The organism is Roseivivax isoporae LMG 25204 (assembly GCF_000521865.1).
GTDB classification, from domain to species: domain Bacteria; phylum Pseudomonadota; class Alphaproteobacteria; order Rhodobacterales; family Rhodobacteraceae; genus Roseivivax; species Roseivivax isoporae.
The window spans coordinates 82,206-108,546 of the sequence record NZ_JAME01000003.1 but is presented as its reverse complement, the minus strand read 5'-3'; the positions used below and the strand labels follow the sequence as shown (position 1 = coordinate 108,546).

23 protein-coding genes are annotated in these 26,341 nt (G+C 71.1%); 13 read left to right on the top strand and 10 right to left on the bottom strand.

Annotation, left to right across the window (positions count from 1 at the left end):
* Positions 1–125: 125 nt before the first annotated feature.
* From RISW2_RS02635 to rpe, 9 genes are all read left to right on the top strand, one after another.
* Positions 126–539 (top strand): hypothetical protein, encoded by a 414-nt coding sequence (locus RISW2_RS02635; RefSeq protein ID WP_043766218.1) that lies wholly within the window; start codon positions 126–128, stop codon positions 537–539.
* A complete protein-coding gene (locus tag RISW2_RS02630) occupies positions 536–1,141 on the top strand; it encodes a hypothetical protein (protein WP_043766215.1) in 606 nt (201 codons plus the stop codon). The genes RISW2_RS02635 and RISW2_RS02630 overlap by 4 nt, the downstream gene beginning before the upstream one ends.
* Before the next feature lie 195 nt (positions 1,142–1,336).
* On the top strand, positions 1,337–2,383 hold the full coding sequence (locus RISW2_RS02625; RefSeq protein ID WP_043766213.1) for a rod shape-determining protein: 1,047 nt from the start codon (positions 1,337–1,339) through the stop codon (positions 2,381–2,383).
* A gap of 29 nt (positions 2,384–2,412) precedes the next feature.
* Positions 2,413–3,351: a rod shape-determining protein MreC gene (gene mreC, locus RISW2_RS02620; protein ID WP_043766210.1), complete on the top strand. Its 939-nt coding sequence runs from the start codon at positions 2,413–2,415 to the stop codon at positions 3,349–3,351.
* A complete protein-coding gene (locus tag RISW2_RS02615) occupies positions 3,344–3,895 on the top strand; it encodes a hypothetical protein (RefSeq protein ID WP_043766207.1) in 552 nt (183 codons plus the stop codon). The genes mreC and RISW2_RS02615 overlap by 8 nt, the downstream gene beginning before the upstream one ends.
* Before the next feature lie 17 nt (positions 3,896–3,912).
* Positions 3,913–5,856 (top strand): penicillin-binding protein 2, encoded by a 1,944-nt coding sequence (gene mrdA, locus RISW2_RS02610; protein ID WP_043766205.1) that lies wholly within the window; start codon positions 3,913–3,915, stop codon positions 5,854–5,856.
* Positions 5,857–5,923: 67 nt separating this feature from the next.
* Positions 5,924–7,063: a rod shape-determining protein RodA gene (gene rodA / locus RISW2_RS02605; RefSeq protein WP_043766202.1), complete on the top strand. Its 1,140-nt coding sequence runs from the start codon at positions 5,924–5,926 to the stop codon at positions 7,061–7,063.
* 7 nt (positions 7,064–7,070) lie between these two features.
* The gene (locus tag RISW2_RS02600) at positions 7,071–8,006 is read left to right on the top strand and encodes a 2-hydroxyacid dehydrogenase (protein WP_043766200.1); all 936 of its coding nucleotides are present in this window, start codon (positions 7,071–7,073) and stop codon (positions 8,004–8,006) included.
* A 58-nt stretch (positions 8,007–8,064) separates the two neighbouring features.
* A complete protein-coding gene (gene rpe / locus RISW2_RS02595; RefSeq protein ID WP_043766197.1) occupies positions 8,065–8,748 on the top strand; it encodes a ribulose-phosphate 3-epimerase in 684 nt (227 codons plus the stop codon).
* A gap of 16 nt (positions 8,749–8,764) precedes the next feature.
* Here rpe and RISW2_RS02590 read toward each other — a convergent pair whose 3' ends face one another.
* Positions 8,765–9,781, bottom strand: a complete 1,017-nt coding sequence (locus RISW2_RS02590; RefSeq protein ID WP_043766194.1) for an NADP-dependent oxidoreductase — start codon at positions 9,779–9,781, stop codon at positions 8,765–8,767.
* A 124-nt stretch (positions 9,782–9,905) separates the two neighbouring features.
* Here RISW2_RS02590 and RISW2_RS02585 point away from each other — a divergent pair, with 124 nt between their 5' ends.
* Genes RISW2_RS02585 through RISW2_RS02575 form a run of 3 tightly spaced genes read left to right on the top strand, consistent with a single transcriptional unit; the run spans position 9,906 to position 13,831 of the window.
* On the top strand, positions 9,906–11,540 hold the full coding sequence (locus RISW2_RS02585) for a long-chain-fatty-acid--CoA ligase (RefSeq protein ID WP_043766192.1): 1,635 nt from the start codon (positions 9,906–9,908) through the stop codon (positions 11,538–11,540).
* 28 nt (positions 11,541–11,568) lie between these two features.
* A complete protein-coding gene (locus RISW2_RS02580) occupies positions 11,569–12,804 on the top strand; it encodes an acyl-CoA dehydrogenase family protein (RefSeq protein ID WP_043766190.1) in 1,236 nt (411 codons plus the stop codon).
* Positions 12,797–13,831: a phosphotransferase family protein gene (locus tag RISW2_RS02575; protein ID WP_043766188.1), complete on the top strand. Its 1,035-nt coding sequence runs from the start codon at positions 12,797–12,799 to the stop codon at positions 13,829–13,831. Before RISW2_RS02580 ends, RISW2_RS02575 begins: the two co-directional genes overlap by 8 nt.
* Here the strand turns inward: RISW2_RS02575 and fmt are convergent.
* The 8 genes from fmt to RISW2_RS02535 form a co-directional block, all read right to left on the bottom strand.
* A complete protein-coding gene (gene fmt / locus RISW2_RS02570) occupies positions 13,828–14,739 on the bottom strand; it encodes a methionyl-tRNA formyltransferase (RefSeq protein WP_043766186.1) in 912 nt (303 codons plus the stop codon). The genes RISW2_RS02575 and fmt overlap by 4 nt on opposite strands.
* A gap of 63 nt (positions 14,740–14,802) precedes the next feature.
* Positions 14,803–15,855 carry a tRNA epoxyqueuosine(34) reductase QueG gene (gene queG, locus RISW2_RS02565; protein WP_043766184.1) on the bottom strand — a complete coding sequence of 351 codons (1,053 nt, stop codon included), beginning with the start codon at positions 15,853–15,855 and terminating at the stop codon, positions 14,803–14,805.
* A gap of 146 nt (positions 15,856–16,001) precedes the next feature.
* Positions 16,002–16,667, bottom strand: coding sequence for an FtsZ-binding protein FzlA (fzlA, locus tag RISW2_RS02560; RefSeq protein ID WP_043766182.1), 666 nt, complete (start codon positions 16,665–16,667; stop codon positions 16,002–16,004).
* Positions 16,668–16,760: 93 nt separating this feature from the next.
* Positions 16,761–17,507 (bottom strand): monofunctional biosynthetic peptidoglycan transglycosylase, encoded by a 747-nt coding sequence (gene mtgA, locus RISW2_RS02555; RefSeq protein WP_084615219.1) that lies wholly within the window; start codon positions 17,505–17,507, stop codon positions 16,761–16,763.
* Positions 17,508–17,667: 160 nt separating this feature from the next.
* Complete coding sequence (gene gltB / locus RISW2_RS02550; RefSeq protein ID WP_043766178.1) at positions 17,668–22,209, bottom strand: glutamate synthase large subunit; 4,542 nt, start codon at positions 22,207–22,209, stop codon at positions 17,668–17,670.
* Positions 22,210–22,211: 2 nt separating this feature from the next.
* Positions 22,212–22,646 (bottom strand): GFA family protein, encoded by a 435-nt coding sequence (locus RISW2_RS02545; protein ID WP_043766176.1) that lies wholly within the window; start codon positions 22,644–22,646, stop codon positions 22,212–22,214.
* Positions 22,643–23,386, bottom strand: coding sequence for an alpha/beta hydrolase family protein (locus RISW2_RS02540; RefSeq protein WP_043766173.1), 744 nt, complete (start codon positions 23,384–23,386; stop codon positions 22,643–22,645). The genes RISW2_RS02545 and RISW2_RS02540 overlap by 4 nt, the downstream gene beginning before the upstream one ends.
* A gap of 139 nt (positions 23,387–23,525) precedes the next feature.
* On the bottom strand, positions 23,526–24,962 hold the full coding sequence (locus tag RISW2_RS02535) for an NAD(P)-dependent oxidoreductase (protein WP_043766171.1): 1,437 nt from the start codon (positions 24,960–24,962) through the stop codon (positions 23,526–23,528).
* A 226-nt stretch (positions 24,963–25,188) separates the two neighbouring features.
* On the opposite strand from RISW2_RS02535, the gene RISW2_RS02530 reads away from it, so the two are divergent.
* Positions 25,189–25,992 carry an undecaprenyl-diphosphate phosphatase gene (locus tag RISW2_RS02530; RefSeq protein WP_043766169.1) on the top strand — a complete coding sequence of 268 codons (804 nt, stop codon included), beginning with the start codon at positions 25,189–25,191 and terminating at the stop codon, positions 25,990–25,992.
* Here the strand turns inward: RISW2_RS02530 and RISW2_RS02525 are convergent.
* A complete protein-coding gene (locus RISW2_RS02525; protein ID WP_043766167.1) occupies positions 25,983–26,339 on the bottom strand; it encodes an antibiotic biosynthesis monooxygenase family protein in 357 nt (118 codons plus the stop codon). The two genes, RISW2_RS02530 and RISW2_RS02525, sit on opposite strands and share 10 nt — an antisense overlap.
* Positions 26,340–26,341 lie beyond the last annotated feature (2 nt).

The window sequence follows — 26,341 nt, the reverse complement described above, 5'->3', positions numbered from 1 at the left end:
GCGCGACACATCGATCTTTGCGGCGAAAACCGCGTCTGGTAGGATTTTGCCATGGACGCACGGGACAGGCTTGCAGCGACCGGGGGCTTTGGATCCGCGCCGCCGCGGCGCTGCGGGTGCGCCCGGTGAACTGGACGGCCGTGACCGCGCTGGCCGCCGTCGCGGCGGTCGCCGTGGCCCTGCTCGACTGGGCGCTCCCGAACCCGTCCATCGGCCTTGTGCGACAGGACCAGCCGATCCGCGCCGATCCGCCGCTGCCCCCGGCACCGGACTTGCCGGAGCCCGTCCGCTACACCGAGTGGCGGCCGAAGGAGTCCGCGTTCGCCGCCACGCCCGCGCGCGTGCCCACCTGCTCCGACACGCCGGGGATCCGCGTGGAGAACGATCCGCAGACCCGCCGGGTGCGCATCGACGGCGAGGTCCGCATGCTGCCCTACGACCTCTCGGACACCTGCCGGCTGCAGGACGTCAGGCTCACGGCGCCGCTCGTCTGGAACAGCGGCGGGCGCCTCCACCTCGAATACAGGAGCGAGAAATGAAGCACCTCGTCGCCGCCCTCGCCCTGGCGCTCGCGCCGGGCACGGCGCTCGCCTGCAATCCCGAACGCGCGGCCCCCCTCATGGTGACGGACACGGAGTTCCAGGAGGCCGCGGCGCGCTTCGGGGACGCGGCCACCGACAGGTACGGCCGCCTCGCCGCCTACGAAACCATGCTGCGGGTCGAGGGCGCGGCCTTCGGCACCATCCTGCGCGACGGCTACCGCAGCGGCGACGACGACCTGATCGCCGCGGCGACCTATTGCGAGGTCATGCGCTCGAACGGCGCCACCGCCCGGGTGGCGGGCCCGCCGGACGATGCGGGCGACATGTCCCCGCAGCAGGAGGCACAGATCCTGACGCGCGCCTTCCCGTTGCGAAAATCGGGCGCGGACTGGGACCAGGGGTGCCTGTCGACGTCCGAACATCCCTCGGAAGGGTGCAATCCAAGCTATTTCATCAGCGTCCGCGACGGCACGGTCGCGTTCCGCGAGGACAATCACACCGGGACGTTTCGCTGGGTGGACGGGGAATTCGTCGGCCGCATCGACCTCTATTACGGCGGTCCGACCTACAGCGTGCCGGCCACGCTGTCGCTGTTCTGACCGGGTCCGGTCGAACGGGACCCGCCCCCGGGCGCGCCTGCGGCAAGGCATGGCGGACGCGTGATCGCCGTACAGCAGAATAACGCCTATTTGCGGCCCCCCTCCCCTTTCACCGCATGCGGTCCGGGCCTATAAGGGCCACCGGCCCGCCGCTCTGTCCAGAGTCGCGGGCCCTATTCCATCGGGGGAAGCGCAATGTTCGGCTTGGACAGACTCATGGGCATGTTTTCGGCAGACATGGCCATCGACCTCGGGACGGCGAACACGCTCGTCTACGTCAAGGGGCGCGGCGTGATCCTGTCCGAACCGTCCGTGGTCGCCTACCACGTCAAGGATGGCGTGAGAAAGGTCCTGGCCGTGGGCGAGGACGCCAAGCTCATGCTCGGCCGCACGCCCGGCTCCATCGAGGCGATCCGCCCGATGCGCGAGGGCGTCATCGCCGATTTCGACACCGCCGAGGCGATGATCAAGCATTTCATCCGCAAGGTTCACCGCCGCTCGACCTTCTACAAGCCCAAGATCATCGTCTGCGTGCCGCACGGCGCGACGCCGGTGGAAAAGCGCGCGATCCGCTCCTCGGTCCTGTCCGCGGGCGCCCGCAAGGCCGGGCTCATCGCCGAACCGATCGCCGCGGCCATCGGCGCCGGCATGCCGATCACCGACCCGACCGGGTCCATGGTCGTCGACATCGGCGGCGGCACCACCGAGGTGGCGGTCCTGTCGCTCGGCGACATCGTCTATGCCCGCTCGGTCCGCGTCGGCGGCGACCGCATGGACGAGGCGATCGTCAACTACCTGCGCCGCCAGCAGAACCTGCTGATCGGCGAATCGACCGCCGAGCGCATCAAGACCTCGATCGGCACCGCGCGCATGCCCGATGACGGGCGCGGCTCGTCCATGCAGATCCGCGGCCGCGACCTGCTGAACGGCGTGCCGAAGGAGACCGAGATCAGCCAGGCCCAGGTGGCCGAGGCGCTGTCGGAACCGGTCCAGACCATCTGCGAGGCGGTGATGACCGCGCTCGAGGCGACGCCCCCGGACCTCGCCGCCGACATCGTGGACCGCGGCGTGATGCTCACGGGCGGCGGCGCGCTGCTCGGTGATCTCGACCTCGCGCTGCGCGAGCAGACCGGTCTCGCCGTCTCCATCGCCGACGAGTCGCTCAATTGCGTCGCGCTCGGCACCGGGAAGGCGCTGGAATACGAGAAACAGCTGCGTCACGCCATCGACTACGACAGCTGACGCGGTATCCTCGGACACGAGGACGACGAGTGGCACGCGACCGTTCAGCCGAAGACTATTCCGGCCCGCTGAAGCGACTGCTTCTGGCGGTCCTGGTCGTGTGCCTGACCGGCCTCTTCCTGATCTGGCGAATCGACAGCCCGCGGGTGGAACGCTTCCGCGCGCAGGTGGTCGACGTGGTCGTGCCGCGGATGGACTGGGCGATGGCGCCCGTCACCGCGGCGGTCCGGATCTTCCGGGACTTCGAGAGCTACCGCAACATCTACGACCAGAACCGCGAACTGCGCCGCGAGCTGCGCCAGATGACCGCGTGGAAGGAAGCCGCGCTGCAGCTCGAACAGGAGAACGCGCGCCTGCGCGACCTCAACAACGTGCGGCTCGACCCCAAGCTCACCTACATCACCGGGGTGGTGCTGGCCGATTCGGGCTCGCCCTTCCGGCAGTCGGTGCTGATCAACGTGGGGTCGCGGGACGGCATCGTGGACGGCTGGGCCACCATGGACGGGATCGGCCTCGTGGGCCGCATCTCGGGCGTGGGCGCCAACACGAGCCGGGTGATCCTGCTGACCGACGCGACGAGCCGCATCCCCGCGCTGATCCAGCCCTCGGGGCAGCGCGCGCTCGTGACCGGGGACAATTCCTCGGCCCCGCCCATCGACTTCCTCGAGAATCCCGACCTCGTCCGCCCGGGCGACCGCATCGTGACCTCGGGCGACGGCGACGTGTTCCCGCCGGGCCTGCTGATCGGGCAGGTCGCGCAGGACCCCGGCGGCAGGCTGCGCGTGCGCCTCGCCGCCGACTACGAGCGGCTCGAATTCCTGCGCGTGCTGCGCGACCACGGCTCGCGCCGCGTCTCGACCCCCTCGGGGCTCATCCTGCCCGAGGAGCCGCCCTCGGCCCCGCAGGCCGAGGCCGCGCCCGAGAACGCCCCCTCCGACCAGCCCGTGCCCGAGGCCGTGGATGGCTGAGGCGGGTCCGGTCCGGCTGTGGTGGATGCGCGGGGTCTACCTCGCGCTCTGCCTCGCGGTCATGTTCTTCCACCTGCTGCCGCTCGACTTCACGCCGCGCGCGCTGGCCGGCCCGGACGTCATCCTCGCCTTCACCTTCGCGTGGGCGGTCCGGCGGCCCGATTACGTGCCCGCGCTGTCGGTGGCGCTCGCCATGCTGCTCGCGGACCTCGTGTTCCAGCGGCCGCCGGGGCTCTGGGCGGCGCTCGCGCTCGTGGTCGTCGAACGGTTCAAGACGCGCGAGCGGCGGAGCCGCGACACCGCCTTCGCGGTGGAATGGGCCTCGGTCGCGGCTGCGCTCATCGTGATGGCGCTCATCTATCAAATCGTCCTGTTGGTGCTTATAGTGCCGACAGCGAACGGGACGCTCCTGCTGTCTCAGACCGCCGCGACCATCCTCGTCTACCCGGTGGTCGCCGCGGTGACCCGCGTCGTCTTCGGACTGCGCCGCACCGGCCGGCCCGAGGGCGACCGGCTGGGGCTCGGGACCGGACGGGCAGGCTAGGGACAGGCATTTCGCAGATGAGACGCACACCGAAGGACAGCGCCGAAAGCTTCCGCAGGGTCTCGCGCCGGGCGATGATCCTCGGCGGCGGCCAGCTCGCGTTCGCGGGGCTGCTGGCGCTGCGCATGCGACACATGCAGGTGGACCAGGCCGACGAGTTCCGCCTCCTGGCCGAGGAGAACCGCATCAACATCCGGCTGATCCCGCCGGCGCGCGGCCAGATCTTCGACCGCAACGGCGTGGTGATCGCGGCCAACGAACCGGCCTACCGCATCACCGTGGTGCGCGAGGACGCCGGCGACCTCGAGGAGACGATCGCGCGGCTCGCCACGCTGGTCGAACTCGACCCCGCCGAGATCGAGCGTGCCATGGCCGAGATGAAGCGGTCTGCGCCCTTCCTGCCGGTGACCGTCGCCGACCGCGTGAGCTGGGAAGCGGTGAGCCGCGTCGCCGCGAACGCCCCCGCCCTGCCGGGCGTGAACCCCGAGGTCGGCCTGTCGCGGCATTACCCGCACGACCAGATTTTCGCGCACGTCGTGGGCTACGTGCAGCCCGTGTCCGAACGCGACCTCGCGCGCTACGAGGACCCCGACCCGGTGCTGCGCATCCCGCGCTTCCAGTTCGGCAAGATCGGGGTCGAGACCAAGTACGAGGACATGCTGCGCGGCCGCGCCGGGTCGAAGCGGGTCGAGGTGAACGCCGCCGGCCGCGTGATGCGCGAGCTCGACCGCCGCGAGGGCGAGGCCGGCGCCGACCTGCAGCTGACCGTGGACACGCGCCTGCAGGACTACATCCATGCCCGGCTCGGCGACGAGAGCGCATCGGTCGTGGTCATGGACCTCGAGAAGGGGGACCTTCTCGCCATCGCCTCAACGCCGGGCTTCGATCCGAACAAGTTCGTGCGCGGCATCTCCTACGCGGATTACGGCGCGCTGCAGGCCGACGAGCGCCATCCGCTCGTCTCGAAGACGGTGCAGGGCTTCTACCCGCCGGGCTCGACCTTCAAGATGATCACCGCGCTCGCGGCGCTCGAATCGGGGATCGTCGGACCCTCGAACACCGTCTGGTGCCCGGGTCACCTCAAGGTCGGCGCCCGCCGCTTCCACTGCTGGAAACGGGCGGGCCACGGCCACATGAACCTCGAGCAGGCGCTGATGCAGTCCTGCGACGTCTACTTCTACGAGCTCGCGCTCCGCGTCGGGATCGAGCGCATCGCCGAGATGGGCCGCAGGCTCGGCCTCGGCGTCGCCCACGACGTGCCGATGTCGGCCGTCGGCGAGGGCATCATGCCCGACAAGGAATGGAAACGCGCGCGCTGGGGCCAGGAATGGCGGATCGGCGACACCGTGAACTGCTCGATCGGCCAGGGCGACGTGCTGACCTCGCCGCTGCAGCTGGCGGTGATGACCGCGCGCCTCGCCACCGGCCGCGCGGTCGAGCCGCGGCTCGTCAAGTCGATCGACGGGGTCGAGACGCCGTCGCGCGGCGGCGGTCCGATCACCATGAACGAGAACCACCTGCGCTGGATCCGAAAGGCGATGTTCGAGGTCTCGAACAACCGCCGCGGCACCGCCTACCGCTCGCGCATCATCGCCGACACCATGCGCATGGCCGGCAAGACCGGCACGAGCCAGGTGCGCAACATCACCGCGGCCGAACGCGCCCGCGGCGTCGTGCGGAACGAGGACCTGCCGTGGAACCGCCGGGACCACGGGCTTTTCGTGAACTTCGCGCCCTACGAGGCGCCGCGCATCGCCGTGGCGGTGGTGGTGGAACATGGCGGCGGTGGCTCGACCGCGGCCGCGCCCATCGCGCGCGACGTGACCCTGCAGGCCCTCTACAACGGCGACCCGCCGCTCGACGCCTACCCGACCGCCGACCGCGGCGACATCGAGGCGCTGCAGGAACGCCTGAAGCAGCAGCGCCGCATGGCCACCGACCAGGACACGAGCCGCGCATGACGTCCCGGCCGTCCCATCCTGTCGCGCCGTCCGGCGCGCGCGCCGCGCATCCAAGCGGGGCCGGCGCATGAGCTACCTCGAGTACACGGTCAAGACCGTCCCCGCCGGCTGGCGCAAGGCGCTCTACCTCAACTGGCCGCTGATCCTGCTCCTGTCGGCGGTGGCGAGCGTCGGCTTCCTGATGCTCTACTCGGTCGCCGGCGGGTCCTTCGAACCCTGGGCCGAGCCGCAGATCAAGCGCTACGCGCTCGGGCTCGCGGCGATGTTCGTCGTGGCCATGGTGCCGATCTGGTTCTGGCGCAACATGTCCGTGCTGGCCTATCTCGTGTCGGTCGGCCTGCTCGTGATGGTCGAGTTCTTCGGTACCGTCGGCATGGGCGCCCAGCGCTGGATCGACCTGGGCTTCATGCGCCTCCAGCCGTCCGAGCTGATGAAGATCACGCTCGTGATGATCCTCGCCGCCTATTACGACTGGCTGCCCATGAAGAAGGCCTCGCGCCCGCTCTGGGTGCTCCTGCCGGTGGTGCTGATCCTCATCCCCACCGGGCTCGTCCTGACGCAGCCCGACCTCGGCACGGCGATCCTGCTGCTGACCGGCGGCGGGCTGATGATGTTCCTCGCGGGCGTGCACTGGGCCTATTTCGGCGCCGTCATCGCGGCCGGGTGCGGCTTCGTCGTCACCGTGTTCAAGAGCCGCGGCACCGACTGGCAGCTGCTCGAGGACTACCAGTTCCGCCGCATCGACACCTTCATCGACCCGTCCTCGGACCCGCTCGGCGCCGGCTACCACATCACGCAGGCCAAGATCGCCATGGGCTCGGGCGGCTGGACCGGCCGCGGCTTCATGCAGGGCACCCAGTCGCGGCTGAACTTCCTGCCGGAAAAGCACACCGACTTCGTCTTCAACACGCTGGCCGAGGAATTCGGCTTCCTCGGCGGCATCTCGCTGCTGATCCTCTATGTGCTCATCCTCGTCTTCTGCGTGGTGGCGGCGCTGCAGAACCGCGACCGGTTCTCCTCGCTCCTGACGCTCGGGATCGGGCTCACCTTCTTTCTCTACTTCGCCGTGAACATGTCGATGGTGATGGGCCTCGCGCCGGTGGTCGGCGTGCCGCTGCCGCTCGTCAGCTACGGCGGCTCGGCGATGCTCGTGCTCATGGTGGCGTTCGGCCTCGTGCAGAGCGCGCATATCCACAGGCCGAGATGAGGCATCCATGACCGTGAACATCCTTTTCGCCGCCTCCGGCGACAGCTGGGCCGCGTACCGCGAGCCCCTGACCCGCGCGCTGGCCGAGGCCGGCATCGACGCCCGCCTCGCCCCCGAGATGGCGCCGGACGAGGTCGACTACATCGTCTACTCGCCGAATGACGGCCCGGACGATTTCGGGCCGTTCACCCGGGCCAAGGCCGTGCTCAGCCTCTGGGCCGGGGTCGAGCGCATCGTCGGCAACAGCACCCTGACCCAGCCCCTCGTCCGCATGGTCGACGAGGAAGGGCTGACCCGCGGCATGACCGAGTGGGTCACCGGCCACGTGCTGCGCCACCATCTCGGAATGGACGCGCACATCGTCAATCCCGACCGCGTCTGGAACCACGCGCCGCCGCCGCTTGCGCAGGACCGCACCGTCGCGGTGCTGGGCCTCGGCGCGCTCGGCGCGGCCTGTGCCACGGCGCTCGCGCGCATCGGCTTCGACGTGCGGGGGTGGAGCAATTCGCCCAAGGACCTGCCCGACATCACCTGCCGCCACGGCGCCGAAGGGCTCGGCCCGACGCTCGACGGCGCCGAGATCGTCGTCCTGCTCCTGCCCGGCACGCCCGCGACCGAGAACGTGATCGACGCCGCGGCGCTCGACCGCATGGCCCCCGGCGCCTGCCTCCTCAATCCCGGCCGCGGCACGCTGATCGACGACGACGCGCTGCTCGCCGCGCTCGACGACGGCCGCGCGGGACACGCGACGCTCGACGTCTTCCGCACCGAACCGCTGCCCGCGGACCACCCCTACTGGGCGCATCCCCGCGTCACCGTCACGCCGCATGTCGCGGCCGAGACGCGACCCGCCACCGCCGCCCGCGTGATCGCCGAGAACGTCCGGCGCGGCGAGGCGGGCGAGCCGCTGTTGCACCTCGTGGACCGCGCCGCCGGCTATTGACGCCCGCGCCCCCGCGGCCTACCGCCTGCGGCCGAGAGCCCGTTGCCGAGGATCCGCCATGACCGCCTCCGTCAAGATCGCCCCCTCCATCCTCGCCGCCGACTTCGCGGCCTTCGGCGCCGAGATCGAGGCGGTCGAGGCGCAGGGGGCGGACTGGATCCACGTCGACGTGATGGACGGCCATTTCGTGCCGAACATCACCTTCGGCCCCGACACCTGCCGCGCGATCCGGCCGCACGTGCGCACGGTGATGGACGTGCACCTGATGATCGCGCCGGTCGATCCCTACATCGAGGCCTTCGCCAAGGCCGGCGCCGACATCCTGACCGCGCATGTCGAAGCCGGGCCGCACATCCACCGCACGCTGCAGGCGATCCGCGCCGCGGGCTGCCGGCCGGGCGTCGCGCTCAATCCCGGCACCCCGGTCGAGGCGGTGCGCCCGGTGCTGGACCTCGTTGACCTCGTCTGCGTGATGACGGTGAACCCGGGCTTCGGCGGGCAGAGCTTCCTGCCCGACACCCTGTCCAAGGTGCGCCAGCTGCGCGCCTGGGCGGGCTCCGGCCTGCACATCGAGATCGACGGCGGCGTCGCGCCCGCAACCGCCCGCGCCTGCGTCGAGGCGGGCGCGGACGTGCTTGTCGCCGGGTCGGCGGTGTTCAAGGGCGGCTCGGTCTCCGACCCCGCCCCCTACGGCGAGAACATCCGCGCGATCCGCACCGCCGCGACCAGCGTCACCGCCTGATCGCGCGCGGCGGGTCTCAGACCCGCACCACCTGCTTGCCGGTGTTGCCGCCCTTCAGCATGGCGATGAAGGCCTCGGGCGCGCGCTCGATCCCCTCGGCCACGTCCTCGCGCCAGGCGATCTCGCCCTTGGCCACCCGCGGGCCCACGTCGGACAGGAAATCCGGCATGCGGTCCCAGTGGTCCATGATGATGAAGCCCTGCACCTTCAGCCGCTTGACCAGAACCGACCGCCACGCGGCCGGCAGCCGGTCGCCGGTATCCTCGGCGCCGCCGTACCACGCGACCATGCCGCAGACCGGCATCCGTCCGTGGGTGTTCATGAGCGGCAGCACCGCCTCCAGCACCTTGCCGCCCACGTTCTCGAAATAGATGTCGACGCCGTCGGGCGCCGCCTCGGCCAGCGCCCCGCGGAGGGACTTCGCGTCGTCGTGCGCGCGGTGGTCGATCGCCGCGTCGAAGCCGTAGACGTCGCGCGCCATGGCGCATTTCTCGGCGCCGCCCGCCACCGCGACCGTGCGCAGGCCCGCGGCCTTGGCGAGCTGCCCGACCATCGAGCCGACCGGGCCCGTGGCCGCCGCCACGACCAGCGTCTCGCCCCGTTGCGGCTGGCCGATCTCGTGCAGCCCGTACCAGCCGGTCAGGCCCGGCATGCCGAGGACGCCCAGCACCGCGGTCGGTTCCACCCCGTCGGGAACCGGCGTGAGGTCGGTGGCGGGCAGCACCGCGTGGCTCGCCCAGCCGGTCATGCCGGTCACCAGCGTGCCCTCGGTCAGACCCTCCGCGCGCGAGGCCAGCACGCGGCCCACGCCCTGCGCGGTCATGGTGGCGCCGATCGCCACCGGTTCGGCATAGCTCTTCGCGTCGTCCATCCGGCCGCGCATGTAGGGATCGAGCGAGAAATGCGTGACCTCGACCAGCGCCTCGCCGTCCCCCGGCTCGGGCAGCGCTCCGGTCTCGAACGAGAAGTCCTCGGCCACCGGTGCGCCCTTCGGGCGGCGGGCCAGCGCGATGCGGCGCAGCGTGTCGGACATCGGATGTTCCTTCCGTAACGTGAGGTTTTCCCTTGCGTCACCGGGATTTGTCGTTGCCAGCAGAGGCCCCCGGGCACCACACTCCATCTGGAGTCGCGCACGTCGGACGGCAAGGGAGGGCCGGATGAAAGGCATGATGATGAACGAGCCGCTGTCGATCCTCGAGATCCTGCGGTACGCGGCCAGTGCCCATCCCGGGGCCGAGGTCGTGTCGTCGCGGGTCGAGGGCGACATGCACCGCGAGACCTACGCCACCGCCTATGTCCGCGCGGCCCGGCTGGCCCACGGGCTCGGCCGGCTGGGCGTCGCCCCGGGCGACCGCGTGGCGACCCTCGCCTGGAACGGCTACCGGCATTTCGAGCTCTACTATGCCGTCTCGGGCATGGGGGCGGTCTGCCATACCATCAATCCGCGCCTCTCGGCCGAGCAGATGCTCTACATCATCGGCCATGCCGAGGACCGGGTGCTGTGCTTCGACACGACCTTCCTGCCGCTGGTCGAGGCGCTCGCCGACCGCCTGCCCAGGGGCATGACGCTCGTCGCCCTCTGCGAGCGCAAGGCGCTGCCCGACAGCCGGCTCGATCTCGTCGCCTACGAGGACCTGTTCGAGGGCCAGCCCGACACCTACGACTGGCCCCGCCTGCCCGAGGACAGCGCCGCCGCGCTCTGCTACACCTCCGGGACCACCGGCCATCCCAAGGGCGCGCTCTACACGCACCGCTCGACGGTGCTGCACGCCATGAGCCTCGCCATCGCGCTCTCGGCCTCGCTGCAGGAGGGCGGGCGCATCCTGCCGGTCGTGCCGCTCTTCCACGTGAACGCCTGGGGCCTGCCCTATGCCGCGCCGCTCGTCGGTGCCTCGCTGGTGATGCCCGGGCCGAAGCTCGACGGTGCCTCGCTGTTCGACCTGATCGAGGCGCAGGGCGTCACCTCCGCCTGGGGCGTGCCGACCGTCTGGCTGGGCCTGCGGTCCGAGATCGAGGCGCGCGGCCGCGTGCCCGAGGGCTTCCGCCAGGTGGTGATCGGCGGTTCGGCCGCGCCGCGCCCCATGATCGAGGGCTTCGAGCGCGCCGGGATCGAGGTCATCCATGCCTGGGGCATGACCGAGATGAGCCCCGTCGGCACCCACGGCCTGCTCTCCGAACCCATGCGCGAGCTGCCGGTCGAGGAGCGCATGCGCCTCAAGTCCAAGCAGGGCCGCAGGATCTTCGGCGTCGAGCTCAAGATCGCCGACGAGGACGGCACCCGCCTGCCCGAGGACGGCCGCGCGTCTGGCGAGCTCTTCGTGCGCGGCAACACGGTGATCTCGGGCTACTTCGCCAATGCCGAGGCCAGTGCCAACGCCTTCGACGGCGAGGGCTGGTTCGGCACCGGCGACGTGGCCACCATCGACGCCCAGGGCTTCGTCACGATCCAGGACCGCACCAAGGACCTGATCAAGTCGGGCGGCGAATGGATCAGCTCCATCGACCTCGAGAACCTCGCCATGGCCCACCCCAAGGTGGCGAGCTGCGCGGTGATCGCGGTGCCGCACCCGAAATGGGACGAACGTCCGCTGCTCGTCGTGGTGCCCCGCGACGCCGCGAACCCGCCGACGCTCGCCGACCTGCACGACGCGATGCGCGACCACGTGGCGCGCTGGCAGCTGCCCGACGATCTCGTGCTTCTCGAGGAACTGCCGTTGACGGCGACCGGCAAGGTGTCGAAGCTGACCCTGCGCGACCGCTTCCGCGACCACGTCCTGCCCGACCCGGGATAACCCCCGCGCCAGACGCGAAGGAAACGCCATGGACCTGGGCCTCAGCGCCCGCGCCGCGCCGCTGCGTGCCGCCGTGCGCGACATGATCGAGACCGAGATCGCCCCGGCCGACCGCGTCTTCCACGACGAGGTGGGACGGCACCCCTCGGGCGACCGCTTCCGCCTGACCGACCGCCAGCGCGCGATCCTCGACGACCTCAAGGCCGCCGCCCGCGCGCGCGGGCTGTGGAACCTGTGGCTGACCGGCAGCGACCGCGGCCCCGGCCTCTCGACGGTCGACTACGCCTACCTCGCCGAGGAGATGGGCAAGGTCCCCCTCGCTGCCGAGGTGTTCAACTGCAGCGCCCCGGACACCGGCAACATGGAGGTGCTCGAACGCCACGGCGCCCCGTGGATGAAGGAACGCTGGCTCGAGCCGCTGCTCGCGGGCGAGATCCGCTCGGCCTACGTCATGTCCGAACCCGGCATCGCCTCCTCGGACGCCGCCCAGCTGGCCTTCGCCGCCCGGCGCGAGGGCGACACCTATGTCCTCGACGGCGAGAAATGGTGGATCTCGGGCGCCGGCGACCCGCGCTGCGCCGTCTACATCCTGATGGCCTGCACCGACGCCTCGGCGCCGAAACATGCCCGCCACACCATGTTCGTGCTCGACGCCGCGACCCCGGGCATCGAGATCCTGCGCCCGATGACGGTCTTCGGCGCCGACGACGCGCCGCACGGCCACATGCACCTGCGCTTCACCGGCGTGCGCGTGCCGGCCGCGAACGTGATCCTCGGCGAGGGGCGCGGCTTCGAGGTGGCGCAGGGCCGGCTCGGCCCCGGACGCATCCACCATTGCATGCGCGCGATCGGGCAGGCGGAAAAGGCGCTGGCCCTCATGTGCCGGCGCGCGGTGTCGCGCAGCGCCTTCGGCCGGACGCTGTCCGAGCTCGGCGCCAACCACGACATCATCGCCGAGGCACGGATGGAGATCGAGATGGCGCGCCTGCTCTGCCTCAAGGCCGCGTGGATGATGGACACGGGCGGCGTGCGCGCCGCCCAGCCCTGGATCAGCCAGGTCAAGGTCGTGGCCCCCCGCATGGCCGCCCGCGTCATCGACGAGGCGATGCAGATGCATGGCGGCGCCGGCATCAGCCAGGACTTCGACCTCGCGCGGATGTGGACCCATGTGCGCACGCTGCGCTTCGCCGACGGTCCCGACGCGGTGCACCGCCGGCAGGTCGCGCGCGCCGAGCTCAGGGCGCAGGCAGGCCCCGATGGCTAGCCTCTACCAGCCCGAACTCGACCGCCTCTCGGCCTGGCTGCGCTACGCGATCCCGGGCTTCAGCGGCCCGCTGCGCGCCACCCGCTTCGCAGCCGGCCAGTCGAACCCCACCTACCGGCTGAACGCGGCCTCGGGCGCCTACGTGCTGCGCCGCAAGCCGCCCGGCAAGCTGCTGGCCTCCGCCCACGCGGTCGACCGCGAGTACCGCGTGCAGCGCGCGCTGCACGGCAGCGCCGTGCCGGTGCCGCGCGTCCTCGCCCTCTGCACCGACGAGCGGGTGATCGGCAGCATGTTCTACGTGATGGAACATGTCTCGGGGCGCAACGTCGAGGCGCCCACCATGCCGAACTCGGTCCCCGGCGAACGGGCCGAGGTGATGGACGAGATGGCCCGCGTGCTCGCCGCCATCCACGAGATCGATGTCGACGCGCTGGGCCTCGCGGATTTCGGCGCGCCCGGCGCCTATTACGCGCGCCAGCTCTCGCGCTGGACCCGCCAGTACCGCGCGAGCGAGACCGAACCCGTGGCCGACATGGACCGCCTGATCGCGCTCCTGGGCGAGCGGCTGCCCGACGAGACCGGCCAGCGCCGGCTGGTGCACGGCGATTACCGCATCGACAACCTGCTCTTCGCCGGCGAGGGCACGGAATGCCGCGCCGTGCTCGACTGGGAACTCTCGACCCTGGGCCACCCGATGGCCGACCTCGCCGCGGTCATCATGCAGTGGCGCCTGCCGCCCGGACCCGACGGCCGCGGGCTCGCCGGCGTCGACCGGGCGGATCTCGGCCTGCCCTCCGACGCCGAGTTCATCGCCATGTACTGCGCCCGCCGCGGCATCGCGATGCCCGACGATTTCGGCTTCCACCTGGCCTTCGCCTTCTTCCGGATGGGCGCGATCCTGCAGGGGGTCAAGCGGCGCGCGCTCGACGGCAACGCCGCGAACCCAGACCAGGGCCTGCGCCTCGGCGCCTACGTGCCGCGCTTCGCCGAGCTGGGCCTCGCGGCGGCGGAGGACCGGACGCCCTAGCCCGCGCCCAGCACCGTTCCGGGACCGAAGCCCGCGCCGCGCAGGAAGGCGTCCGCGTCCTGTGCCCCGCGCCCCTCGCGCTGGACCCGCGTCACCTCGACCGCGCCCGTCCCGCAGGCCACGCGGAACCCGTCGAGCAGCGTGCCGGGCGCGCCCGTCCCGGCCGCGACCCGCGCGCCGAGGAGCTTGATCCGCCCCGCGGGCGAGGCCGTCCAAGCCCCCGGAAAGGGCGCGAGCCCGCGGATCTGCCGGTCGATCTCGACCGCGGGCCGGCTCCAGTCGATGCGCGCCTCCGCCTTGTCGATCTTCGCGGCATAGCTCACGCCCGCCTCGGGCTGCGGCACGGCCTCGAGCCGGTCGAGCGCCCCGAGCGCCTCGACCACCGCGTCCGCGCCGAGCACGGCCAGCCGGTCGTGCAGCGCGCCCGCGGTGTCCTCCGCGCCGATCGGCAGCGTCCGGCGCAACAGCACGGGCCCGGTGTCGAGCCCCGCCTCCATCGCCATGATGCAGATGCCGGTCTCGGCATCGCCTGCCATGAGCGCCCGCTGGATCGGCGCCGCCCCCCGCCAGCGCGGCAGGAGCGAGGCGTGGATGTTGAGGCAGCCCCGCGCCGGCGCGTCGAGCACGGCCTGCGGCAGGATCAGCCCGTAGGCCACCACCACCGCCACGTCCGCCCCGAGCGCCGCGAACGCCGCCTGCGCCTCGGGATCCTTCAGCGACACCGGGTGGCGGACCGGGATCCCCAGCTCCCCGGCGCGGGCGGCCACGGGGGCGGGCCGCGGCTTCCTGCCCCGCCCCGCGGGCCGCGGCGGCTGGGTGTAGACGCAGGCGATCTCGTGCCCGGCCCCGGCCAGCGCGTCCAGCGCCGGCACCGAGAAACCGGGCGTCCCCATGAACACGATGCGCATGCCGCTCTCCTTGCCGGGCCGTCCCGGCCCTCCCCTACCCCGCCCGGGGCGCCGACAAAAGGCTCAGGCCGCGCCGAGCCGCGCCACCGCCCAGCGCGCCGCGTCGCGCACCGCCGGATCGGCATCCTCGCAGAGCGTCCGCGCCACGGCGGCGAGCCGCGCCGAGCCGGAATTCCCGATCGCGTAGAGCACGTTCCGCACGAAGCGGTCGCGCCCGATCCGCTTGATCGGCGATCCCGAGAACCGCGCGCGGAACCCCGCGTCGTCGAGCCGGGCGAGCTCCGCGAGATCCGGCGCCAGGAGGTCCTCGCGTGCGTGGTACTTCGCCTCGCGCGCCTCGGCGGCGAACTTGTTCCACGGGCAGACCGCGAGGCAGTCGTCGCAGCCGTAGATTCGGTTGCCGAGCGCCGGGCGCAGCGCCTCGTCGACCGGCCCGCGATGCTCGATGGTCAGGTACGAGATGCAGCGCCGCGCATCGAGCCGGTAGGGCTCCGGGAAGGCGTCGGTCGGACAGATGTCGAGACAGGCCCGGCACGACCCGCAATGGTCGGTCTCGGCCGCGTCCGCCGGCAGGTCCAGCGTGGTGAACACCGAGCCCAGGAAGAACCACGATCCCATCTGCCGGCTCACGAGGTTCGTGTGCTTGCCCTGCCAGCCGAGCCCCGCCGCCTGCCCGAGCGGCTTCTCCGGCACCGGCGCGGTGTCGACGAAGACCTTGACCGCGCCGCCGCCCTCCGCGACGAGCCACCGCGCGAGGCGCTTCAGCTTCTTCTTCAGCACGTCGTGGTAGTCGCGGTGCTGCGCGTAGACCGACACCGCTCCGGCCTCGCGCCGCGCCAGCACCGCGCGCGGATCGTGCCCGGGCGTGTAGCTCTCGCCCAGCATCAGCACCGACCGCGCCTCGGGCCACAGGACCTGCGGCGCCTCGCGCCACGCCACCCGATCGGCGAGCCAGTCCATCTGCCCGTGATACCCCGCGGCGAGAAAGGCGCGCAGCCGCTCCGGCACCTCCGGCACGTCCCAGGGCCGGCAGATGCGCGCGCGCGCGAACCCCTCCGCCTCCGCCTGCGCGACGAGCCGCTCCTTCAGCCGCGCCGCCTCATCCCCTGCGTCCATCGTCCCTGCCGGGGCACGTCCCCCCGGCCCTTCTTCTTGGTGCAAATATCCCGGGAGCGCGAGGGCAGCGCCCTCGCACGGGGGTGCGGGGGCGGCGCCCCCGCGCGGGGATGCGCGCGCCGCAGGCGCGCACCGCGCGCGCCGGATCAGAAATCGAGGTCGGCATAATGCGCGGGCGGCGGGAAGCCCGGCACCTGGTCGGCCAGGATCGACCGGAAGGCCGGGCGCGACTTGATCTTGGCATACCAGTCCTTGACCGCCTCCTGGCGGTTCCAGTCCACGTCCGAGATGTAGTCGAGCGCCGAGAGATGCGCGGCCGCCGCGAAATCCGCGAGCGTCATGGCGTCGCCGGCCAGCCACCGGCGGTGGTCGAGCAACCACGCCATGTAGTCGAGGTGGTACTTGATGGCCCGCGCGCCCGACTTCACGTTCACCGAATCCGGGTATCCGGTCTTCATGATCTTCTTGTTCACCCGCTCGTAGAGCAGCTTCGAGGTGACCTCGGCGTGGAACTTGTCGTCGAACCAGCCGACGATGCGGCGCACCTCGTAGCGCGCCTCGGGGCTCCGCGGCATCAGCGTGGGCTCGGGCACCGTCTCCTCGAGATATTCGCAGATCGCCGCGGATTCCGACAGGATGCGCCCGTCGATCTTCAGCACCGGCACCTTGGCCGCGGGGTTGCGCCGCAGGAAATCGGGGTCCTTCTCCCAGTAGCGCTCCTCGATCAGTTCGACCTCGATCTTCTTCTCGGCGAGGCTCAGGCGAACCTTGCGGCAGAAGGGCGACAGCGGCACGTGGTAGAGCTTGGCCATGGAACAAGGGACCGGAGCGGTTGGGGAAAGGGCTGACACGTTCCTACAGGGCAAGGCACGGAGAGTTCAACCGCGCCGAGAGCGCGGCCGCCCTCAGCCCTCGAAGCAGGCGGCGCGGCCGTCCCGCGCGATGGTGGCCGCGCCGTCGCGGATCTGCGCGGCCCGCCGCTCGACGAAGCCCGAGGGCCGCGAGGCCGATCGCCCCTTGGGATCGGGCAGGATCGCGGCGAGCCGGGCGGCCTGCAGCGCGCTCAGGTCCGCGGCCGCGACGCCGAAATAGTGCCGCGCCGCCGCCTCGACCCCGAACACGCCGGCATCGAACTCCGCCACGTTGAGATAGACCTCGAGGATGCGCCGCTTGGGCCAGACCGCCTCGATCGCGGGCGTCAGCAGCGCCTCGAGCGCCTTCCGCGCCCAGTTCCGCCCGTGCCAGAGATAGACGTTCTTCACCACCTGCTGGCTGATGGTCGAGGCGCCCCGCCGCCCGCCATCCTCGATGGCGTCGCGGATCGCGTCCATGTCGAAGCCCCAGTGCCGGCAGAAATTCGCGTCCTCCGCCGCGACCGCCGCGCGCAGCATCACCGGGGCCATGGCGTCGGCCGGCACCCAGTCGCGCTCGATCCCGCCGAGCCGGCGGCTTTCCTGCAGCATGTAGAGCGTCACCGGCGGGTCCACCACGCGGTAGAGCCCGACCGCCAGCGCCGCCAGCAGCACCGCCGCGAGGACGAGCCGCCAGAAGGTCCGCACGAGCCAGGCCAGCGGGCGCGGCCGCGCCCGTGCGCTCCCCTCGCCCTTCGCCGCCGCCCTGGCGGAGGTCGCCTTCCTGCGCGTTCCGGCCATCCTGTCTCGCTATCCGCCTTCCGCTCCGCATCCCGCCGGATGCGGCGCCCACCCTACACGGTCGGGCCGCCCGGTGCGACCGGGCGGCCCGTGCCGCGTCGAAAAGCCGGGGAACGTCTCGGGACGGCCACAGCCGGCCGCCCCGTCCCGCGGGGGGCCCCTACTCGGCCGGCACCGCGCGGTCGCCCTCGATGCCCAGGGGATGCGCGATCTTGTCGAGCATCTCCTTCGGGCAGACCTGCCGGAAGCGGCCGCGCTCCTCCTCCCAGTGCTGCAGGATGTCCTGCGCGCGCCGGCTGCCGGTCTCGGCCACGTGCCGTTCGATCAGGCCCTTCAGCTCGGCCTCCCATTCCGGCGTCGTCACCGGGCAGGTCACGAGCGATTCGGGGTTGATGAGACCCTCGGCCATGCCCTCGGGATCGTAGAGGTAGGCCATGCCGCCGGTCATGCCCGCGCCGAAGTTCGGACCGATCGGCCCGAGGATCACCGCGACGCCGCCGGTCATGTACTCGCAGCCGTTCGACCCGCAGCCCTCGACCACGACCTGCGCGCCCGAGTTCCGGACCGCGAAGCGCTCGCCCGCCCGGCCGGCGGCGAAGAGGTAGCCCGCGGTCGCGCCGTAAAGCACGGTGTTGCCGATGATCGTGTTCTCGGCCGCCACGAGCGGCGACTGCATGGGCGGGCGCACCACGACGATGCCGCCGGACAGGCCCTTGCCGACATAGTCGTTGGCGTCGCCCGACACCTCGATCTTGAGCCCCGGCGCCGCGAAGGCCCCGAGCGACTGGCCGGCCGATCCCGACAGCTTCACCGTCAGGTGGTTGGGCTGCAGCGTGTTGCGCATGCCGAACTTGCGCACGATGTGGCTCGAGGTGCGCGTGCCCACGGTGCGGTGGGTGTTCTGCACCGCGTAGGAGAGCTGCATCTTCTCGCCCTCCTCGAGGAAGCGCGCGGCGTCCTTCACGATCTCGGCGTCGAGCGTGTCGTCCACCTCGTTGCGCGGGCCGGTGCGGTCGTAGACCGTGTCGTCCGACCCGTCCACGCGGATCAGCAGCGGGTTCAGGTCGAGATCGTCGAGATGGTCCGCCCCGCGGCTCACCTGGCTCAGCAGGTCCGCACGGCCGATCACCTCGTCGAGGCTCCGCGCACCGATCGAGGCGAGGATCTCCCGCACCTCCTGCGCGTAGAAGGTGATGAGGTTCACCACCTTGTCGGCGTTGCCGGTGAACTTCTCCCGCAGCGCGTCGTCCTGCGTGCAGACGCCCACCGGGCAGGTGTTCGACTGGCACTGCCGCACCATGATGCAGCCCATGGCGATGAGCGCCGCGGTCCCGATGCCGTATTCCTCGGCCCCGAGCATCGCCGCCATGACGATGTCGCGCCCGGTCCGCAGGCCGCCATCCGTGCGCAGCGTCACGCGCGAGCGCAGGTTGTTCAGAGACAGCACCTGGTGCGCCTCGGTCAGGCCCATCTCCCACGGCAGGCCCGCGTACTTGATCGAGGTCGCGGGGCTCGCGCCCGTGCCGCCGTTGTGCCCCGAGATCAGGATCACGTCGGCCTTGGCCTTGGCGACGCCCGCCGCGATCGTGCCGACGCCCGACTGCGCCACCAGCTTGACCGTCACCTTGGCGCGCGGGTTGATCTGCTTCAGGTCGTAGATCAGCTGCGCGAGGTCCTCGATCGAGTAGATGTCGTGGTGCGGCGGCGGCGAGATCAGCGTCACGCCGGGCGTCGAGTGGCGCAGCTTGGCGATCAGCTTCGTGACCTTCATGCCGGGCAGCTGGCCGCCCTCGCCGGGCTTGGCGCCCTGCGCGATCTTGATCTCGAGCTCCTCGCAATGCAGCAGGTATTCCGCCGTCACGCCGAACCGGCCCGACGCCACCTGCTTGATCTTCGCGCTCGCGTTGTCGCCGTTCGGCTCGGGGGTGAAGTCCTTCGGATCCTCCCCGCCCTCGCCCGAATCGGACTTCGCGCCGATGCGGTTCATGGCGATGGACAGCGTCCGGTGCGCCTCGGGCGACAGCGCGCCCAGCGACATGCCCGGGGTCACGAACCGCTTGCGGATCGAGGTGATGCTCTCCACCTCCTCGAGCGGCACGGCCTCGCGCAGCGGCTTGATCGCGAGGAGGTCGCGCAGGTGGATCGGCGGGTTGGCCTGCATCGCCTTCGAGTAGCTCTTCCACATCTCGTAGGACGACCGGCCCACCGCCGCCTGCAGCAGGTGCATGTTCTGCGCGCCCCAGGCGTGGCTCTCGCCCGACTTGCGCGCCTTGTAGAATCCGCCGATCGGCAGCACGTCCTGCCCGCCGCGGAAGCCCAGAGCGTGGATCTCCTCGGCCTTCTTCTGGATGCCGGACACGCCGATCCCCGAGATGCGGCTGACGAGGCCCGGGAAGAACTCCGCGCACATGGCGCGGCTCAGGCCCACCGCCTCGAAGTTCAGCCCGCCGCGATAGGACGAGATGACCGAGATGCCCATCTTCGACATGATCTTCAGCAGGCCGAAATCGACCGCCTCGCGGTAGCGCGCCATGGCCTCGGTCAGCGATCCCTCGATCAGGCCGCGGCGGATGCGGTCGGCGATCGAATCCTCGGCGAGGTAGGGGTTCACCACGGTGGCCCCGGCGCCGATCAGTACCGCGAAGTAATGCGGGTCGATGCATTCCGCCGACCGCACGTTGAGCGAGCAGAAGGTCCGCAGCCCCTTGCGCGTCAGGTGCGAATGCACCGCGCTCGTGGCAAGGATCATCGGCATCGCCACCTTGTCCGCGTCCTGGTGGTGGTCGGTCAGCACGATGTGCCCCGCGCCCGAACGCACCGCGTCCTCGGCCTCGGACCGGATCCGCTCGAGCCCGCGGCGCAGCGTGTCGCGCCCCTGCCCGGCGGCGAAGGTGCAGTCGATCTCGACCATGTCCGCGTTGAAGCTGCGGATCACCTCGTCGAACTGCCGGTTGCCCACGAACGGGCTGTCGAGCACCAGGATCTCGGTCTGCGCCGAGCTCTCGTCGAGCACGTTCTTGAGGTTCCCGAACCGCGTCTTGAGGCTCATCACTCGGAATTCGCGCAGGCTGTCGATCGGCGGGTTCGTCACCTGGCTGAAGTTCTGGCGGAAGAAGTGCGACAGCGGCCGGTAGCGCTTGGACAGGACCGCCGACGGCGTGTCGTCGCCCATGGACGCGACCGTCTCCTTGCCGTCCTCGGCCATCGGCGCGAGGATCTGCTCCAGTTCCTCGACGGTGTAGCCCGCCGCCACCTGCCGGCGGCGCAGCTCGCCGCCCTCGAACATCGCGGCCTCGGTCACGCGCGCCAGCGCGTCGTCAAGCTCGGTGATCTTGCCGACCCATTCCCCGAAGGGCTGCGCCGCGGCCAGTTTGTCCTTGATCTCGACGTCGTGGTAGAGCCGCCCCTCGCGCATGTCGACGGCGATCATCTGCCCGGGACCAAGCGCGCCCTTCTCGCGCACCGTGCCCTCGTCGACCGGCACCATGCCCGCCTCGGAGCCCGCGATCAGCAGCCCGTCGCCCGTCACCACGTAGCGCATCGGGCGCAGGCCGTTGCGGTCGAGCCCGCCGCACACCCAGCGCCCGTCGGTCATGGCCAGCGCCGCCGGGCCGTCCCACGGCTCCATCACCGCGTTGCAGTAGGAATACATGTCGCGCCATGCCTGCGGCAGCTCGTCCGCCTGCTTGGACCAGCTCTCGGGCACCAGCATGGTCTTGGCCATGGGCGCGTTGCGGCCCGCGCGCACCAGCACCTCGAACACCGCGTCGAGCGCGGCCGAATCCGACGCCCCGCTCGCGATGATCGGCTTGATGTCCGCCGCCCAGTCGCCGAACGTGTTCGACGCCATGCGGATCTCGTGGCTCTTCATCCAGTTGACGTTGCCCTTCAGCGTGTTGATCTCGCCGTTGTGGGCAAGCATCCGGAAGGGCTGCGCCAGCCACCATTGCGGAAAGGTGTTGGTGGAATAGCGCTGGTGGTAGATCGCGAAGGCGCTCTCGAACCGCGGATCCTTGAGGTCGGGATAGAACTCGGCCACGTCCTGCGCCAGCATCATCCCCTTGTAGATGATCGACCGGCAGGACAGCGACGCGATGTAGAGCTGCGCGATGCCGGCGGCCAGCGCCGCCTTCTCGATCCGCCGCCGGATGACGTAGAGCTCGCGCTCGAAGGTCTCCTCGTCCACGCCCTTCTGGTTCGAGATCAGGATCTGCTCGATCTCGGGACGCGTCGCGTTGGCCTTCTCGCCCAGGCAGTCGACGTTCACCGGCACGTGGCGCCAGCCGTAGATGTAGTAGCCCATGCGCAGGACCTCGGTCTCCACGATGGTCCGGCAGGTCTCCTGCGCGCCGAAATCCGTGCGCGGCAGGAACACCTGCCCCACGGCGATCAGCTTGTCCTTGTGCGGTGCGTGGCCGGTGCGGTCGATCTGGTCGTAGAAGAACGCGGGCGGGATCTGCACGTGGATGCCGGCGCCGTCGCCGGTCTTGCCGTCGGCGTCGACCGCGCCCCGGTGCCAGATGGCCTTGAGCGCGGTGATCCCCGCGTCGACCACCTTGCGCGAGGGCTTGCCGTCGAGCGACACCACGAGGCCCACCCCGCAGGAGGCGTGTTCCTCCGCCTCGGCATAGAGGCCGTTCTCCTCAAGCCAGCGGCGTTTCGCGGTCTCGGCCCGGACCCAGGTCTCGTCGTAGGTGGTCATGGTCAGGCTCCTTCCACATGCGGCCCGTACAGGGCGTGGGTTTCGGCTTCGCTCAGCCGCTGGTGGTCCCCGGAGAGGGTCCAGCAGTCCGGCTTGCGGTCCGTGAATATCTCGCGCTCGAGCACCAGCCCGTTCGCGTCGTCGAGCAGCCCCACGGGCAGCTCGTAGTCCCCGGCGCCGTCGACGCCCCGGTCGTAGCGGTACCAGAGCGGCGCGCCGCACCCGGCGCAGTTCGAGCGGCTCGCCCAGTCGGACGTGCGCCGCGTGCGCACCGCGTCGCCGCCCTCGATGCGCAGGGCGTGTTCGGGAACCGTCACGGCGAACAGGGCCGATCCGGTCCACTTCTGGCACTGCGAGCAGTGGCAGACGCCGAAACTGCCGAGCTCGGCCGCGGCGAAGCGCACCGCACCGCAGAGGCAGGATCCCGTCCGCGTCATGCCGCGCCCTCCGGTTCCGCCAGCCCGACCCCGGCATAGAGCGCGCGGACCCGGTCCACCTCGCCCGCCAGCATCGCCGCGACGACCTCGCGGATCACCCCGCGCTCCTTGAGGAACGACGCGGTGTTGTGGCCGCAGCCCCGCAGCAGGAACCGGTGCACATGCGCCGCCTCGGGCAAGAGCGCCATGTGCCGCCGGTCGAGCGCGTCCTGCGCCCCCATGGTCACGAAGACCGTGCCGCGCGCCGCCGCGACCGGCCCCGCCACCGAGGCCGGCAGGTCGGGACCGAAGCCCGCGCGGAACTCGGGCCAGCGCGGCTCGGCCACCACGGTCGCATCCATGCTGACCTGCGGCGCGAAGGCCGCGACCACCGACAGCGGCAGCCGGTCGGAAAGGAGGAGCGCGCCGTAGCCGCCCATGGAATTGCCGATCGCCGCCATGTCGGCGATGCCGTGCTCGGCGGCATAGTGCGTCACGATGTCGACGATCCGCTCCTGCAGCCCCGCGCGGGTGAACCAGGTGCGGGCCAGGTCGCTCACGAACAGCACGTGGTTGCGCCCCGCCCCCGCCGCCGATCCGATGAACTCGTCCGCCGGGATCTGGCCCATGCCGTGCTGCACGCCGGTGAAGGACAGCACGAGCCGGGCATTGGTGCCGGGCAGCGCCCGCACCATGAGGTCGGCATCGGCGACCAGCGTCCGCACCTCCCCTGCCTGCCCTGACATGGCCATCGCGTCCATGCGTGCCGTCGCTCCCTGCATCTCCCGCCGTGCCGGCGGATGCGTCACCCGTGCTGACCTGCCCCGCCGCAACCCCTCGCGGCGGAGCCAGACGCGTGCCATACGGATGCCATCCGCATGCCGGCCCGCCTGCCTGCGCTCATTCCGCCGCCACCGCGCCGGCCGCGTTCAGCTGCGCCAGCACCGCACCGGCGCAGTCGCGCCCGTCCCGGATCGCCCAGACGACGAGGCTCGCGCCCCGCACGATGTCGCCCACCGCGTAGACGCCCGGCAGCGCCGTGGCGCCGGTGGTGAACTCGGCCTTGACCGTGCCCCAGCGCGTGACCTCGAGCCCCTCGACACCCCAGAGCTTCGGCAGCTCCTCGGGCTCGAAGCCCAGTGCCTTGATGACCAGGTCGGCAGGCTCCTCGTAATCCGAGCCGTCGATGATCTCGGGGCTGCGGCGTCCGGTGGCGTCGGGCTGGCCGAGGCGCATCTTGTGCACCACGACGCCCGTCACCGGATCGCCGAGGAAGCCCTTGGGCGCGGTCAGCCACTCGAACGTCACGCCCTCCTCCTCGGCATTGGCGACCTCGCGCTGGCTGCCCGGCATGTTCTCGCGGTCCCGGCGGTAGAGGCACTTCACGCTCGCCGCGCCCTGCCGGATCGCGGTGCGCACGCAGTCCATGGCGGTGTCGCCGCCGCCGATGACCACCACGCGCTTGCCCTCGGCGTTCAGCTCCCCGCTCTCGAACTCGGGGACGCTGTCGCCGAAGTTCACCGCCCGGTTCGACGCCGTCAGGTAGTCGATCGCGCGCACGATCCCCGCCGCGCCCGAGCCCGGGCCGGCCAGGTCGCGGCTCTTGTAGACGCCGGTGGCGATGATGATCGCGTCGTGCTCCTCCTGCAGCTGGGCAAAGGTCACGTCGCGGCCGATGTCGCAGTTCAGCCGGAAGGTCACGCCGCCCGCCTCGAGCTGCTCGTTGCGGCGCATGACCACCGGCTTCTCCAGCTTGAAGCCCGGGATGCCGTAGGTCAGAAGCCCGCCGGCACGGTCGTGCCGGTCGTAGACCGTCACCTGCACGCCCGCGCGGCGCAGCACGTCCGCGGCCGCCAGCCCGCCCGGCCCCGCGCCGATGATGCCGACGCTCTCGGGGCGCTCCCGGTGCGGCGCGATGGGCTGCACCCAGCCCTCGTCCCAGGCGGTGTCGGTGATGTACTTCTCGACCGCGCCGATCGTCACCGTGCCGTGGCCCGACTGCTCGATCACGCAGTTGCCCTCGCACAGGCGGTCCTGCGGGCAGATGCGGCCGCAGATCTCCGGGAAGGTGTTGGTCGCCTGGCTGACCTCGTAGGCCTCCTGCAGGCGTCCTTCCGCGGTCAGCTTCAGCCAGTCGGGGATGTTGTTGTGAAGCGGACAATGCGACTGGCAGTAGGGCACGCCGCACTGGCTGCACCGCCCGGCCTGCTCCTCCGCCTTGCGCGACGCGAACTCCGCGTAAATCTCGCCGAAATCCCGGGCGCGCAGGGTCGCATCCCGTTTTTCGGGCATGTCGCGTCCGACCTTCACGAATTTGAGCATGGGTTGCTTCGCCATACGGCCGTTCTCCGCTACCGTCCCGTTTCGCAGCGACGCTCTTACCCAAGGTCGCGCGGCAATAAAAGTCATACGTACTGACCTATTGTCACGTTTTCCACCTTTCCGGAGCAAAAATTTACATCACCCGGCGCATTTTTAAGTATCGATCCGGACCTATTTTCGTCCTTTTGTTTTGATTGCAGGAACTTATACAGGGTCTCGCACAGCAGCCCGGATCCTCCCCATGCCGCTCCTCCAGCTCGTCCTGCTCGCCCTCATCCAGGGCATCACGGAATTCCTGCCGATCTCCTCGTCCGGCCACCTGATTCTCCTGCCGGGCCTCACCGGCATGCAGGACCAGGGCCAGGCCATCGACGTGGCGGTTCACGTGGGCACGCTCGCGGCCGTGGTGCTCTACTTCCGCGCCGACGTGGCGGTGGCGGCGGCGGGCACGCTCAGGCTCCTGCGCGGCCGGGTCGACACGCCGGGCGCGTTCCTCGCGCTCTGCCTCGCCGTGGCCACGGTGCCCGTCGTCCTCGCGGGCCTCGTGCTCAACGTCACCGGCCTCGACGCGGCGCTGCGCTCGGTCGCGGTCATCGGCTGGGCCATGCTGGTCTTCGGCATCGTGCTCTGGTGGTTCGACACCCGCAGCCCGCAGGTGCGCGGCGCCGGCGAATGGACGCTGCGCCACGCCCTCGTCATGGGCCTCTGGCAGGCGGTCGCCCTTGTTCCCGGCACCTCGCGCTCGGGCATCACCATCACCGGCGCGCGCGCGCTCGGCTACGACCGCCACGGCGCGGCGAAGCTCTCGATGCTCATGTCGATCCCGACCATCCTCGCCTCGGGCGTGCTGCTCGGGCTCGAGGTCGCCGCCGACGCGGACGCCGCCGCCGCGCGCGACGGCGCCATCGCGGCCGCCCTCGCCTTCGTCTCCGCGCTGGCCGCGCTCGCGGTGATGATGCGCCTCCTGCGCTCGGTCAGCTTCACGCCCTACGTGATCTACCGCGTGGTCCTCGGGGTCGTGCTGCTCGCCTGGGCCTATTCCTGACCGGCCTCGTGCGCGGCGCGGCTGTCCGCCGGCGCCTCGGCGCGGTCGAACATGCCGTAGTCGCGCAGCACGTGGCAGACCTTGAGCCGGTAGTCCGAGAACACCCCGCCGCGCCCCTGCGCCTGGGCCCCGCGATGCGCCGCGAGCGTCCGCCAGCGCGCGACCGCCGCCTCGTCCTCGAAGAAGCTGATGGACAGGAGCTTGCCCGGGTTGGTCAGGCTCTCGAACCGTTCGACCGACAGGAAGCCCTCGACCTCCTCGACCATGGGCCGCATCTCGGCCGCGATGTCGAGGTAGTGCTGCCGCCGTCCCTCCGCCGGGATGACCTCGAAGATGATGGCGATCATGT